This window comes from Actinoplanes rectilineatus, from assembly GCF_000962825.1.
GTDB classification, from domain to species: Bacteria; Actinomycetota; Actinomycetes; order Mycobacteriales; family Micromonosporaceae; genus Actinoplanes; species Actinoplanes rectilineatus.
This window is the reverse complement of the sequence record NZ_JZKF01000013.1, coordinates 1-14339: the sequence shown is the minus strand read 5'-3', so window position 1 is coordinate 14339 and position 14339 is coordinate 1. Positions and strand designations below refer to the sequence as shown.

General features: G+C 70.0%; 13 protein-coding genes. 10 read left to right on the top strand and 3 right to left on the bottom strand.

The features are described from left to right. Positions 1–157 precede the first annotated feature (157 nt). Positions 158–889, top strand: a complete 732-nt coding sequence (locus WH85_RS12605; protein WP_045742007.1) for a hypothetical protein — start codon at positions 158–160, stop codon at positions 887–889. A 59-nt stretch (positions 890–948) separates the two neighbouring features. On the opposite strand, the gene WH85_RS12600 is transcribed toward WH85_RS12605, so the two are convergent. Continuing rightward, positions 949–2946, bottom strand: coding sequence for a S8 family peptidase (locus WH85_RS12600; protein ID WP_045742006.1), 1998 nt, complete (start codon positions 2944–2946; stop codon positions 949–951). A gap of 229 nt (positions 2947–3175) precedes the next feature. On the opposite strand from WH85_RS12600, the gene WH85_RS12595 reads away from it, so the two are divergent. Beyond that, positions 3176–3853, top strand: a complete 678-nt coding sequence (locus tag WH85_RS12595) for a hypothetical protein (RefSeq protein WP_045742005.1) — start codon at positions 3176–3178, stop codon at positions 3851–3853. 76 nt (positions 3854–3929) lie between these two features. On the opposite strand, the gene WH85_RS12590 is transcribed toward WH85_RS12595, so the two are convergent. Continuing rightward, positions 3930–5753 (bottom strand): hypothetical protein, encoded by a 1824-nt coding sequence (locus WH85_RS12590; RefSeq protein WP_045742004.1) that lies wholly within the window; start codon positions 5751–5753, stop codon positions 3930–3932. A gap of 287 nt (positions 5754–6040) precedes the next feature. On the opposite strand from WH85_RS12590, the gene WH85_RS12585 reads away from it, so the two are divergent. The 5 genes from WH85_RS12585 (at position 6041) to WH85_RS12565 (ending at position 10432) form a co-directional block, all read left to right on the top strand. After that, positions 6041–6790, top strand: a complete 750-nt coding sequence (locus tag WH85_RS12585; protein WP_045742003.1) for an NUDIX hydrolase — start codon at positions 6041–6043, stop codon at positions 6788–6790. Then, positions 6787–7740: a hypothetical protein gene (locus tag WH85_RS12580; protein ID WP_045742002.1), complete on the top strand. Its 954-nt coding sequence runs from the start codon at positions 6787–6789 to the stop codon at positions 7738–7740. Before WH85_RS12585 ends, WH85_RS12580 begins: the two co-directional genes overlap by 4 nt. A gap of 10 nt (positions 7741–7750) precedes the next feature. Continuing rightward, on the top strand, positions 7751–8710 hold the full coding sequence (locus WH85_RS12575; protein ID WP_045742001.1) for a hypothetical protein: 960 nt from the start codon (positions 7751–7753) through the stop codon (positions 8708–8710). After that, the gene (locus WH85_RS12570) at positions 8707–9930 is read left to right on the top strand and encodes an adenylosuccinate synthetase (RefSeq protein WP_045742000.1); all 1224 of its coding nucleotides are present in this window, start codon (positions 8707–8709) and stop codon (positions 9928–9930) included. Before WH85_RS12575 ends, WH85_RS12570 begins: the two co-directional genes overlap by 4 nt. Before the next feature lie 121 nt (positions 9931–10051). Next, on the top strand, positions 10052–10432 hold the full coding sequence (locus WH85_RS12565; RefSeq protein WP_425394643.1) for a DUF1540 domain-containing protein: 381 nt from the start codon (positions 10052–10054) through the stop codon (positions 10430–10432). Positions 10433–10481: 49 nt separating this feature from the next. Here WH85_RS12565 and WH85_RS12560 read toward each other — a convergent pair whose 3' ends face one another. Beyond that, on the bottom strand, positions 10482–10916 hold the full coding sequence (locus WH85_RS12560; protein ID WP_045741998.1) for a nitroreductase family deazaflavin-dependent oxidoreductase: 435 nt from the start codon (positions 10914–10916) through the stop codon (positions 10482–10484). A 126-nt stretch (positions 10917–11042) separates the two neighbouring features. On the opposite strand from WH85_RS12560, the gene WH85_RS12555 reads away from it, so the two are divergent. Genes WH85_RS12555 through WH85_RS52880 form a run of 3 tightly spaced genes read left to right on the top strand, consistent with a single transcriptional unit; the run spans position 11043 to position 14164 of the window. After that, positions 11043–12671 carry a S8 family serine peptidase gene (locus tag WH85_RS12555; RefSeq protein WP_045741997.1) on the top strand — a complete coding sequence of 543 codons (1629 nt, stop codon included), beginning with the start codon at positions 11043–11045 and terminating at the stop codon, positions 12669–12671. 27 nt (positions 12672–12698) lie between these two features. Continuing rightward, positions 12699–13298: a sulfite oxidase-like oxidoreductase gene (locus WH85_RS12550; RefSeq protein WP_045741996.1), complete on the top strand. Its 600-nt coding sequence runs from the start codon at positions 12699–12701 to the stop codon at positions 13296–13298. Next, positions 13268–14164: a ferredoxin reductase gene (locus WH85_RS52880; protein ID WP_045741995.1), complete on the top strand. Its 897-nt coding sequence runs from the start codon at positions 13268–13270 to the stop codon at positions 14162–14164. Before WH85_RS12550 ends, WH85_RS52880 begins: the two co-directional genes overlap by 31 nt. Positions 14165–14339 lie beyond the last annotated feature (175 nt).

Genomic DNA, 14339 nt, shown 5'->3' with positions numbered 1-14339 from the left:
CGGTCTGCAGCCGAATCGGGCGCCGGGGACACCGGTGACCACAATGCGACAGCGCACGCCGGTTCCTTTCGCGTTCTGTCGATTCCCGCCCGATATGTACCAGTCTTTGGGAGCATGGGGTTTCACATATGCCTCACCACACCCGGAGGACGGTGACATGGCCGACGACGAACTCCACGACCCGATATCCCCGAGCGGCCTGTACGCCTCGGCCGCGGCCACCACGCCCGAACGCCGCAACCGGCGCCGCAAGCAGGCCGTGGTCGGCGCGGCCGGAGCGGCGGCCCTGCTCGCCGGGGCGACGTTCGCGGCAAGCCAGTTCCTGAACGCCGAACAGCCGGAGATGCCCGCACCCGCGGCCCTGGCACCGCAGACCACCGTGCCCGTCGACGAACCGGAACCCGAGCCGGTGGACTCCCGCGTCCCCACGCCGACGTCCAAGTCGACGGTTCCGGCGGCACCGGTGGAGGCCAGCCCGGCGCCTCCGAGCCCGTCCCCGTCCGTCACGGCGGAGACGATGGCCGGGACCGAGACACCGGAACAGTCCCGGGGCGACGTCACCGTGCTCAGCAACGGCCCGGTCAACGAACGCACCGAGTTGCTCGGCACCGGGACGATCCGGATCGTGACCGCGCAGCGCGACCTGACCGGCGAGCGGGACATGCTGCTCGCCGCGGACGACGGCCAGGCGGTCGGCGGCGGCGTGCACTGCACCAGCAAGGTGCGGATGAGCACCGGCACGGACACCGGGGAGAAGCCGACGCTGCTGCTCTGCTGGCGCACGTCGAAGGCCCGCAGCGTGGTGACGATGGCGGTGGTGCCGACCGGGAAGCCACCCACCGCGTCGAGCGTGGACATCATCGGCAAGGAGTGGGCGCGGCTCGGTTAGACCCCGCCGCACAGTGAAGGCCGGCGCTCCCCGCGGAGCACCGGCCTTCATCCGCATGGTCAGGTCGTCACGGTCGTGCTGGTCACCCCCAGAACGGCGATCGTGTCGGGTACGACCACGCGGTACTTCTGGTTCGCCGTCAGGCCGTTGACCGTCGTCCTGGCCGCCGCGGGGAACGTTCCGACGGTCGTCCACCTGCCGCCCGCCAGCTGCTGCACCTGCACGGTCTGGCCGGCGACACCGGTCAGTGTCACCGTCATCACGCCCTTGGCGGAGCGGGCCGCGGCCACCTTCGCCCGGACGGTCCAGGTCGCGGTCGGCGACGTGGCGGCCAGCGCGGTCTCCGACTCGGGGACGCTCAGGTAGACCCGGAATCCGGCGGTGCCGGGACGGTTCACGACCACCGTGCCGGCGGTGGTGGTCTGGGCGCTGGTGCAGCGGACCGCGGCACCCGCCTCGGTGACACAGACCGAGACGACCTTGCCCGCGTACGCCTTGCCGGACAGTCTCACGGTGAACGTGGTGGAGGTGGCAGTGCCGTAGGCGACCTCACGGGTGCTGACGTTGCTGGTCACGACGGGCTTGACCTTGGCGACCGTCTTGACCGGGGTGGGCGCGGTCGTCGGAGCCTTGGTGGTCGGAGCGACGCTCGTCGGGGCCGTGGTGGGGGCAGCGGTCGTCGGGGCGGTCGTCGGCGCCGCAGTGGTGGGTTCGGTCGTCGGGGCGACGGTCGGCGCCGCCGTGGTCGGTTCGGTGGTCGGGGCCGCAGTCGTGGGTTCGGTCGTCGGAGCTGTTGTCGTAGCAGTAGTGGGAACTGTCGTCGTGGGAGCTGTCGTCGGGGTGCTGCCGGCCGGCGTCACCGCGGCCAGCGCGGCCGCCGCGTCGATCCGCCCGTACCCGTAGTCGTTGTCCCTGCCGGCCGCCCCCAGGTCCACGGCGGACGACTCCAGCGCACTCTCGATCCCGTCCGGCGTCAGGCTCGGCTGGAACGCCTTGAGCAGCGCCGCCACCGCCGCCACGTGCGGCGTCGCCATCGACGTGCCGTTCATGTAGGCGTACCCGTTGCCCTTGGCCGTCGGGTACGTGCTGAGGATGCCGCTGCCCGGTGCCGCCACGTCCACGTAGTCGCCCGCGTTCGAGTAGCTCGCGACCGTGTCGGTGGAGTCGGTGGCGGCGACCCCGATGACACCCGCGTCCGCCCCCGGATAGTTGACCGGGCTGCCCTGCGCACGGCTGTTGCCGGCCGCCGCCACGACTGTCACACCCTTGCTCCGGGCGTACGCGATGGCATTGGTCACCGCAGTGACCTTGGCCGACGCGCCCAGCGACATGTTGATCACCTGTGCACCGTGGTCGGCGGCCCAGATGATGCCCTCGGCGGTGTCCGACATGTACCCGGTGCCGTCCGTGCCGAGGACCCGCACCGGCAGGATCCGCACGTCCGGGGCGACCGCGGCGACGCCCACCCCGTTGCCGGTGGCGGCGGCGATCGTGCCCGCCACGTGGGTGCCGTGGCCCTGGGTGTCGGTGCCGCCGCCCGCGGAGTCGGTGATCGCGTCGTAGCCGTCCAGCACGTGACCGGCCAGATCCGGGTGCGCCGCGTCCACCCCGGTGTCCAGCACCGCGACGACCACACCCGCGCCGGTGGACTGCTTCCAGGCATCGCCCACCCGGATCTTGCCGAGATCCCACTGCTGGCCGCGGTACGGGTCGTTGTCGGCGGGCACGTCGAGCGCGCTGACCTCGGCGTCGACCTCGACACTGACCGCGTCGTCCGCCCGCTGACCCGCCTCGACCAGCTTCACGGCGGTCTTCTTGTCGGTCGCCTCGGTGACCGTGACGACCGGCCGGCCGTCGTCGCCGACCGTGGTGCTGACCACCCGGGCCGGCGCGGCCACCGACACCACCGCCGGGAGCAGCTGCTCCGGGCTCTGGCTCAGGCCGTAGGTGACGGGCTCCCAGGCGGCGCTCGCGGTGGGCAGGGCGAGGACCCCGACGGCCGCGAGCGCACCCGCGGCAACGGCTCCGGCAGCGTACCGGCGCAGCTGAACCTTCATTCCCCGAGTTCCCTCCGTCGACAACGAAGACGATCATCGGCGGGGCGCGGGGAAGGCCCAGGACTCCTTCGGTTGCACGTGGGTTGCACCGGCCCGGTTCGGCTGCGACCAGCGAACTCTCAGGGACGCACTTGCCGGATTCAACCCGGTATGTCGGTTGCGTTGACAGCATGGGGTTTCCGGGCCCGCCCGACCGCGGGCCGCCCGCCGAGACCAGAGGAACATCCTGATGAGCAGACACCACAACCGGCAGCCCGGCCGCCTCCTGGCGGTCGGCGCCGCGGGCCTGGCCGTGGTCCTGGGCGGAGGCGCCTACCTGATCACCAGCCGGATCAGCGACGACACCACGACCACGGCACAGGAGATCCGCGCCGACGCGACGACGACCGCACCCGCCGCCTCCCCCGACCTGACCACCGCCACCGGATCCACCACCGAGCCCGAACCGGCGACGACGACCGCCTCCCCGGCCCCGGTCACCTCCGAGGAGGCCGCCGAGATCGAGGAGGGCCGCCGGCAGAACGCGAAGGACGGCATCAAGGTGGACCGCCCCGCCACGCCCGACACTGCCGCCTCGGCCTCGCCGGCCGAGGACGTCAAGATGATGACCAGGGGCTCGCTGAAGGAGGGCGGCATCGTCCGGGTCTACACCGCGCACAGCGACCTGACCGGGCAGAAGGAGCTGGCGTACGTGGCCGGCGGCATCGAGGAACACCGGGACGTGCCGTGCTCGCAGACCTTCAAGTTCAGCACCAACCCGAAACCGGCCAAGCGCGACAACCTGCTGATGTGCTGGCGCACCACCCCGGACAAGAGCGTCGTCGCCATCGTCGTCGACCCGGACGGCAAACCGTCCAGGGACAAGGCCGTCGACGTCCTGGAGAAGAACTGGCGCGACATGGACTGACAGTCGCTTTACCTCTGCACAGCACTGCGACCCGGAGCCGAAGCTCCGGGCCGCAGCCCTCGTTGAACCGGATCGATCAGTACGGGGAGACCGTGAAGGCCGAGCCGCTGGAGACGATCGAGTAGTTGAACGCCGTGCTCTGCAGAGCCGTTCCCGAGTTGACGACCGATACCGTGTAGTTGCCGTTCGGCACGGCGACGGAGGCGATGGTCGGCGCGTTGGAAGCGACACCGGAGATCGACTTGGTCAGATCGAGGGTGCAGATGATCTCGCTGTCGCTGATCGGCAGCACGGTGTTGCAGTAGCTGACCGCCTTGACCGCCTGGGCACCGATCGGCGCAGTGGTGAAGTCCTGGGCGTTCCAGGTGTTGTCGGTCAGCAGAACGTAGGACTTGTTGACTACCAGGGCGGTCGCGGTCACGACGTCCAGGAAGGACAGCGACGAGAATCCGGCACCGAGGATGTCGAGAACCGGCGTGGTGTTCGACGCACCGGTGTTCGGCGTGACGGTGATGCCATAGCTGTAGGAGTACGGCGTGTTGGACGTCGACTTGGTGCCGGCCGCCGTGGTGATGCTCAGGTTCACCGCACCGGCGGCGTGCGAGCTGGTGGTGCCGGTGAAGGACGTGGCGTCGTTGACCTTGGTGATGGTGATCGGGCTACCACCGAGCGAGGCGCTCAGGATCGAACCGGCCGTAGTCGGGATACCGGTCAGACCCGCGAAGGTGACCGACGAACCACCCTGCGCCGGGCCGGAGCCGGTGGAGAGCGCCGAGCCGGAGCCGACAGCGAAGGTGACACTGGCGACGCTAAGGGCCGGGGCGGCGTTGAACGTGCCAGGCGCCGCAAGAAGCGCGCCCGAGGTACTGGCGTAGGCACAGACGTTCCAGCCCGTGGTGGTGTCCATGCCGCCGACGATCGTCGTGGTCGGAATGACCACGGCCAGTTTGGTGGTCGAGATCTTCGTGGTGGTCGCCGCGAAGGGCTCCATACCCGTTGCGCCGGCAGCGTAGGTGGCCGGGCAGGCACTCCGGCTGACCAGAACCGCCGGAGCGGCACCGGTGAAGACGGCGCTGGCGGCGGGCACGCTCACCAGGACATTCGTCGCGGTACCCGAGCTGCCGTTGTTCGGGCTGACGGTCAGCGCGGGCAACGTCGTGTCGAAGACCGCGAAGCTGCGGTCCGCCCGGGAAAAGAGCGCACTGGCCGCGTAGTTGCAGATCAGGTAGCTGGTGCCGGTCACCAGTGTCGGCACCGTGATCGTCAGGGCCGCGGCCGAGGCCTTCGCGGTCGTTCCGGCGATGACCGTGGCCGAGGCGGTGGCGGGCGCCGACGGGCACGCCGTGACCCCGGAGATGAACTGGCTGGTGTAGGTGGTTCCGGAGAAGGTGCCGGTCGGCGCGGTCAGCGTGAGCTTGTCGGCCGCCTTGCCGTTGTAGGCGTTGAGCGTTCCGACATTCACCGCGGTGACCGTGTCGGCCGTGGTGTCACCCGCATAGGTGGTGCTGCCGGTGGCCACACCACCGTAGAGGCACAGCTTGTAGCTGCTTCCGGCGGTCATGGCCGGAGTCGTCAGGTAGGCCCGGGTGGCGCTGGTGCTCGACACCGCGCCGGCGTTCACGACGGTGGACCCGGCGGTCACCGCCGCGTCGCCGTAGAGAGTGGGGCAAGTGGCGGCCACCGGGGTGACGAACCGCGCACCAAGCGCGCTGGCCAAGGTCGAACCCGTGCCGTACAGGTAAAGCACAGTGCCACCGGCGGCGGCAACCTGGGTGGTACCGAGAGTGAAGGTACCGGCGGCGAGGGCGGGGGTTGCTCCGGCCAGTGCCGCGGCGGCGGTGACCGCTGCGACAGCACCGATGACGAGTCGGCGGCCGGGTCGAGCTAGGGACTTGCGCATGCGGGGTCCTCCTACGGTCTCTACGAACCGCATTTCGTGGATTAGGTAGGGCCCGCTCGCGCTTCAAAGACGGCGGGCCGTCTCGCCGGAAGCGTAACTATTCACAGCGCTTCAATACCCAAAAGTCATAAACATCCTCATATATCAGACAGATCAGCCTCCCCCGACCTAGCATTCGCCGCACCAGGCAGAGCGATTGACACCCGCAACGGGCCGCGCTATGTTCTTCTCAGATTGAGTCTTACTCGTACTGAGCATTACTGACACTGAGAAGAACGGACGCGGCGATGGACGAGGCGAGCTACCTGGCGGGTTACGACCCGGGGCGTTATCCGTCCATCGCGGTGACCGTCGACGTGGTGGCGCTGACCATCCGGGACGGGCGGCTCTGTGTGCTGCTCGTCGAGCGTGGCGCCCCGCCGTTCGCCGGGCAGCGGGCACTCCCCGGCGGGTTCGTCAAGGCGGAGACGCTCGACGAGGCGGCGCTGCGGGAGCTCGGCGAGGAGACCGGGCTCAAACCCGGCGAGGGCGAGCTGGCCCGGGTGCATCTGGAGCAGCTGCGCTCTTACGGCGACCCCGGCCGGGACCCGCGCATGCGGATCGTCTCGGTGGCCTACCTCGCATTCGCGCCCAGCCTGCCCGACCCTACCGCCGGCTCGGACGCCGCGGGCGCCTACTGGGTGCCCGTCGACGAGGCCGTCGGGCTGGCGTTCGACCATGACGCGGTGCTCGCCGACGGGCTGGAGCGGGCCCGGTCGAAGCTCGAGTACACGCCGCTGGCCACCGCGTTCACCGCTCCCGAGTTCACCATCGGCGATCTGCGTCAGGTGTACGCGGCGGTGTGGGGCGAGGACCTGCACGCCGGCAACTTCCACCGCAAGGTGCTGTCCGTGCCGGGGTTCGTGGAGAGCACCGGCGAGACCTCGGCGCGCGGCGGGGAGCGGGGCGGCCCGAAGGCCAGGCTGTACCGGGCCGGGGACGCGAAGCTGCTGCACCCCGCTCTGCTGCGACCCGACAGAGAGGACCGGGTTCGATGATCACGTTCGACGAGGCGGTCGCCTGCATCCGGACCGCGAACAGTTTCGACGATCTGACGAACGACGCGAGCTCACGTCAGGCGTACCGTCGATGGGCGAGGATCGTGCACCCGGATGCCGTGAGCGCGGCGCAGAGGGTGACCGCGACGGACGCCTTCGCCAAGCTCTCGATCCTCTACGAGAAGCGCGCCGAGCCACCGAACGCGGCGCACCAGCGGGCGCCCGATCCGGTGATCGCCACCCGGCACGGCACCTACCACCTGGGCCGTCTCTTCGCGACCGGTGACGTCGCCGAGTTGCACGCCTCCGGCGACGCCCTGTTGAAGATCCCGCGGGATCCGGCCGACAACGACCTGATGGAGGCCGAGGCGGACGCCCTGCGGCGACTGTGGAACACCGGCGACCCGCGGTTCCGGCCCTACGTGCCGCGGCTGATCGAGAGTTTCGTGCACGAGGACGGGCAGCGCCGGCGGCGGATCGTCAACGTGCTGGAGCGCCGGCGCGGCATGGTGAGCCTGCCACCGGCCGGGCAGGCGGACCTCGGCACGGTGCTCTGGGTGTGGCGGCGCCTGCTGACCGTGCTCGGGTGGGCGCACCGGGCCGGCGTGGTCCACGGGGCGGTCCTGGAGTCGCACATTCTGATCGATCCGGCACGCCGCGGGCTGGTCCTGGTCGACTGGTGCTATGCGGGGGATCGACCGAGAGCGATAGTAAAGGCACGAGAGGCCGCCTACCCGCCGGAGGTGTTGCACGACCGGATCGCCGGTCCCGCCACGGACATCTTCATGGCGGCCGGCCTGATGACCCGCCTGATGGGCCCCAGCGCGCCCGTGGCGCTGCGCCGTTTCGCGGACGGCTGCCGGTACGCCGCCCCGCGGATGCGGCCGCAGGACGCCTGGGCGCTGCTGGCCGAGTTGGACGAGCTCATCCCCCAGCGGTACCGGAACTGAGGAGGAACTCATGGGAAGCGGACACTGGTCCACCGATGTCTACAGCGCTGCGGCCACCTACCGGGCCGCCTCCGGGACCAGCGCTTTCGCGTACAGCGACAGCGGGGCCCGCACGACGCACCCGGACCTGGACCCGCAGGGGGTCTTCATGCGGGAGAGCCGGGACTCCGACGATCACCCGTTCAGTACGCCGATCGCCGTCCTGTTCGACGTGACCGGCTCGATGGGCACCGTGCCCCGGGTGCTGCAGACCAAACTGCCGCAGCTGCTGGGCCTGCTGACCCGCAAGAACTACGCGATCGACCCGCAGATCATGTTCGGTGCGATCGGCGACGCCACCTGTGACCGGGCACCGCTGCAGGTGGGACAGTTCGAGTCGGACAACCGGATGGACGAGCAACTGGCCCGGATCCTGCTGGAGGGTGGCGGTGGCGGGCAGAAGCGCGAGTCCTACGAGCTGGCGCTCTATTTCATGGCCCGGCACACGATCCTGGACTCGATGATCAATCGCGGCCGGCGGGGTTATCTGTTCATCATCGGCGACGAGCTGCCCTACCCGCAGGTCAAGCCGCGGGAGGTGCGCACGGTCCTCGGCGACGAACTGCGGCAGCCGATCCGGGTCGAGGAGATCCTGGAGGAGCTGCGCCGCAAGTACGACGTCTACTACATCCTGCCGACCGCGGCCGGCTGGGGCGGCGACGCCGAGGTGCTGGCCCGCTGGCGCGAGCTGCTCGGGCAGAACGTGCTGGAACTCGATGACCTGGACGCGGTCTGCGAGACGATCGCGCTGACCGTCGGTCTCGGCGAGGACGCGATCGACCTGCACGAGGGCATCGCCGACCTGGCCGATCTGGGGTCGGCGGCGGGCACGTCGGTGGGCCGGGCGCTCGCCCCGCTGCAGCGCACCGCGGCGGTACGCAGCGCGCCGTTCGAGATCACCGCCGGGCAGAGCGGGAACAAGCGGCTGTGACCGAGCATGTGGCCGTGGTCGATCTGGGCTACGGCGACGCCGGCAAGGGCACGGTGGTGGACGCGCTCTGCGCCGCCGGGCGGGTCCGGGCCGTCCTGCGCTTCAACGGGGGAGCTCAGGCCGCGCACAACGTGGTCACCGAGTCCGGCCGGCATCACACGTTCGCCCAGTTCGGGTCGGGGACGCTGCGGGGCGTGCCGACCCATCTGACCCGGTTCACCGTGGTGGATCCGCTGGCGCTGGCCGGTGAGGCTGCGGCGCTGGGGCACCCGTTCGACCTGCTCACGGTCGACGGTGACGCCCTGCTCGCGACTCCGTGGCATCGGGCGGCGAATCACCGGCGGGAACTCGCGCGGGGTGCGGACCGGCACGGTTCGTGCGGCATGGGCGTCGGCGAGACCATGGCGTACGCGTCGGAGCACGCGAACGCCCCGCGGGTCGCCGACGTGCTCTCCCCCCGGCGGTTGCGCCGTCGCCTGGCGCAGGTCCGGGAGGCACTGGATCCGCACGGTGTCCCGCTCGACGACGTGGTGGACGCCTTCACCGCGTTCGGTTCGGTGGTCCGGATCGTCGGCGCGGAGTTCACCGGCCGGCTGCTGTCCGAGGGGCCGTGCGTGTTCGAGGGCGCGCAGGGGGTGCTGCTCGACGAGTGGCGGGGCTGGCACCCGTACACCACCTGGTCGACGACGACGTTCGGCAACGTGGACGAGTTGTGCCCGTCGTTCCGGCGGCTGGGCGTGGTGCGCACGTACACCACCCGGCACGGGGCCGGCCCGTTCGTGACCGAGGCGCCCGGGTTGGATCTGCCGGAGGCGCACAACGGGCGCGACGAGTGGCAGGGCGCGTTCCGGTCCGGGCATTTCGACGCGGTCGCCCACCGGTACGCCGTCGAGGTGGCCGGCGGGGTCGACGAGTTGGCGGTCACGCACCTGGACGTCCCGCCGCGCTGTCCGGGGCTGCGGGTCTGCACGTCGTACCGGGTGGACGGACGGTCCTGGGACCGGATCGTCCCGGGGGCGTTCCGCGATCTGGATTTCCAGGAGCGTCTGACCGGGCGGCTGAACCGCGCCGTGCCCGATTCCCTGCACCGCCCGGATGACTGGTCGGCCGCTATTTCAGAATTGCTCGGAGCGCCCGTCACCGTGGAATCCTACGGTCCCGGATCCGGCGATAAAATCATGCGTACCCTGGATTCGCCGCTCCAAACCACCAGCCGCTGAATCCGGTCACTTTCGGACAGATGCGCACCTCAGGAGCCTCAGGAATGGCTTACCACAACAAAGGATTGCCTTACCTAAATGACATAGGGCCGCCTTACCTAATGAGACGAATCTTTAACGGTTGATCACGCGCACAACTGGAAATCGACTCCATGACGGGGTTATCGTCGGCAGCACCGACAATGACGATTCGCAGGAGTTGGTTACCGTGACGCAGATGATGAACATGCCGCGCGTGCAGACCTGTACGGTCGCCGAGTGCGGTTACAACCACGACGGCTGTACCGCCTTCGCGATCACGATCGGATCGCTGAGCACCGCCGAGTGCGACACCTTCATCGGCTCGGGCGAGCAGGGCGGCATGGGTGTCGCCACCGCCCAGGTCGGGGCCTGCAAGCGGGCCGACTGCACCTACAACCAGAACCTCGAGTGCCGCGCGCCGGCCATCACCGTGGGTGCCTCCGGTGACAAGGCCGACTGCCTGACGTACGCGCAGGGCTGACCGCCCGCGCCGAACCCGCCGCCCCCTCGGACGGCGGGTTCCTCCGCGTCTAGGCCTTGGTCAGCACGAACACCGGGATGACCCGGTCGGTCTTCTGCTGGTATTCCGCATAGTTCGGGAACGCCGCGACCGACCGCTCCCACCAGACGTCCCGCTCGGCACCGGACACCTCGCGCGCCGTGTAATCGTGGCGCTCCTCCCGGTCCTGGAGCTCGACCTGGGGATTCTTCCGCAGGTTGTACACCCACACCGGGTTCTTCGGGCTGCCACCCAGCGAGCCGACCACCGCGTACTCACCGTCGTGCTCGACGCGCATCAGGGCCGTCTTGCGCAACAGCCCGGTCTTCGCGCCGACGCTCGTCAATACGATGATCGACATCCCCTGGATGCCACCACCCTCGGCACCTCCGGTCGCCTCGTAGAGTTCTGCCTGCTCACGTGCCCAGTCCGAGGTGCTCGGACCGTACTCCCCTGTCAACGGCATGGGCCGATCGTACGTCCGGTCGCCGCAACCGGATCGCAACCGCACGGGCCCTCCCCCGCACCCGCCACCCGCGATGGTGGTCCGGTCGGGCCGGTACGGCCGGACCGGAGAGCGGAGGACCACTCAGTGCGGCGTTTCCTTACCGGCAGCCTGGCCATGGTCGTCACCACCGCGGGTCTGGCCGCCGCGTCCGTGCCCGCCGCAGCGCAGCCGTCGCCCGGCACCACCCGGGTGGTGAGCACCGTCCTCGACGCCGAGGGCCGCCCGGTCATCTCGGTCCGTGAGGTCAGCGCGATCGGTGTGATCCGGGCGATGGACTCCGGCGCCGAGCTGGACGTCCCGGTGCGCGTCACCGATGTGCCCACCCTCAACGACAAGTTGAGCAGCAAGCAGTGGGATCTCGCCAAGATCAAGGCGCCGACCGCGTGGCAACGGTCCACCGGCGCGGGCGTCACTGTCGCGGTGATCGACACCGGGGTCGACAAATCGCACCCGGACCTGGCCGGCAAGGTGGTCGGCGGCTTCGACGCCATCACCAACACGGCCGGCGGCACCACCGACCAGAACGGTCACGGCACCCACGTGGCCGGCACCATCGCCGCGGTCACCGGCAACGACCTCGGCGTCGCCGGCTTCGCCCCGGACGCCAAGATCCTGGCGGTCCGGGCGCTCGGCGCGGACGGCAGCGGATACATGTCGGACACCGCGCAGGGCGTGGTGTGGGCCGCCGACAACGGCGCCACCGTGATCAACATGTCGCTCGGGGCCACCAAACCGCTCGCCGCCCTGACCAGCGCGATCGCCTACGCTCGGGGCAAGGGCGTGACCGTGATCGCCGCGGCCGGCAACGAGCGGGCCCAGGGCAGCCCGATCAGCTACCCGGCGGCCAACGACGGTGTCATCGCCGTCGCGGCCACCACCGCCGCGGACAAATACGCCACCTTCTCCAACAACGGCAGCTACGTCGACGTGTCCGCGCCGGGCGGCAACATCCTCAGCACCTATCCGGTTGCGCTCACCACCGGCAAGAACAGCGCCAACGCGTACGCGTACATGGACGGCACCTCTATGGCGTCACCGCACGTCGCCGCGGCCGCAGCGATCCTCCGGGCGGCGCACCCGGCCCTCACCCCGGACCAGATCGAGGCGATCCTCGAACAGTCGTCGGTGGACCTGGGCGCCGCCGGCTTCGACAAGGACTACGGGTACGGCCGGATCGACATCGACGCCGCGCTCACCGCCGCGGCCGGCCCGATGATCAGCACCAGTGTCGCCACGAAGACCGTCGTCTACGGCACCAAGACGGTCACCACCTTCAAGGTCACCGACGGCGGCAAGGCGGCCTCCGGCAAGACCGCGTCGTCCTGCCTGCAGGTCAACGGCGGCGCCTGGACATGCGGCACGGTCACCCTCAGCACGACCGGCACGTACGCGGTGACCCGGGTCGCCAACGAGCCCTTCCGGGTACGCGTCGGCATGACCGGCGCCAAGGCGGTCACCTCGGCGTACAGCGTGAAAGCGGCGGTCACCGCGGTCCGCAGCGCCAAGGGCGCGATCACCGTCAAGGTGACCGGCGCGTCCGGACAGCAGCTGACCGTCCAGCAGTACGTCAAGAAGACCTGGAAGACCGTGCGGACCGTCAAGGCGGCCGGCAGCCAGAAGATGACCGGCCTGGTCAGCGGGGGAACGTACCGCGTGGTGCTGGCGTCCACCAAGGCCGTGCAGGGCGTCACCAGCGGGACCGTCACGGCCTGAAACGAACATGCGCTTTACTCGTATCCCATGGGCATCATCTCCCGCGGCTTCGGCGGGCGGCGACGTGACTCGCCGCCCGACCTGCCGCCCGGCCAGTACCTGGCACACGACTTCCCGGTCCTCTCCGCCGGTCCGACACCCCGGATCCCGCTGGACCGCTGGCATTTCTCGATCATCACGGAGACCGGCGAGAAGACCTCCTGGAACTGGGCGGAGTTCACCGCCCTGCCGGCCGAGGAGATCACCCGGGACATCCACTGCGTGACCAAGTGGTCGAAGCTCGGCACCAACTGGAAAGGCGTCTCGCTCGACACCCTCTTCGAGGACGTCGAGACCGCGGCCGACTACGTGATGGCGCACAGCTTCGGCGGCTACACCACGAACGTGCCCCTCGAGGACCTGCTCGACGGGCAGGCCTGGATCGCGTACGAGTACGACGGCGAACCGCTGCACCCGGAACACGGCGGGCCGGCCCGGCTGGTCATCCCGCACCTGTACTTCTGGAAGTCGGCGAAATGGGTCGACGGCCTGCGGATGATGCACGAGGACGAGCCGGGCTTCTGGGAGGCCGCCGGCTACCACATGTACGGGGACCCATGGCGCGAACAGCGGTATCACGGCGACTGACCTGGCGGGCCGCCACCGTGCTGGAGGCCCGCTGGGAGACCACGACAGCCCGGACCCTGGTCCTCGACGTGCCGGACTGGCCCGGCCACCTGCCCGGCCAGCACGTCGACATCCGGCTCACCGCCGAGGACGGGTACCAGGCACAGCGCAGCTACTCGATCGCCTCGGCGTGGACCGGCGAGGCGGGAACCGTTCAGGGCGGGACCGTTGAGAGCGGGACCGTTGAGAGCGGGACCGTTGAGAGCGGGACCGTTGAGAGCGGGACCGTTGAGAGCGGGACCGTTGAGAGCGGGACCGTTGAGGCGGGAACCCGCGAGGCGGCGACCGTCGGGGGCGGGGCCGTCGAGATCACCGTGCAGCGGCTGGAGGACGGTGAGGTCTCGCCGTATCTGGCGGACGTCGTCGAAGCCGGCGACCGGATCGAGGTGCGCGGGCCGATCGGCGGCTGGTTCATCTGGCGGGACACCGCCACCGCACCGGTGACGCTGATCGCCGGCGGTTCCGGGGTGGTGCCGCTGATGGCGATGATCCGGGCCCGGGGTGCGGCGCGCGGACGGCAGCCGTTCCGGCTGATCTACTCGGTGCGTACGCCGCAGGACGCCCTCTACGCCGACGAACTGCGCCGCCGGGTCCGCGACGATCCGGGGCTGGACGTGCATTTCGTCTACACCCGGACCGCGCCGGAGGGCTGGCCGGTCCCGCCGCGGCGGATCGACGTCGCGACGGTGAACAACCACGGATGGCCGCCGGACTTCCAGCCGGACTGTTTCGTCTGCGGCCCGGCCGGGTTCGTCGAGACGGTGGCGGACATCCTGGTGGCGCTGGGCCACGACCCGAAACTGATCCGGACCGAGCGATTCGGATGACCGGGCCGGCGGGTCGACCCGCCGGCCCGCTCCTCTCATAGACACGTTCGCCATAGGGGCCCGCGTGGTGACTTCAGGCGCCCAGCGCGGCCAAAGTCACCACACCCACAACTGGTGTGGTGATTTGGGGCGCCCAGCGCGGCCAAAGTCACCACACCCACAACTGGTGTGGTGA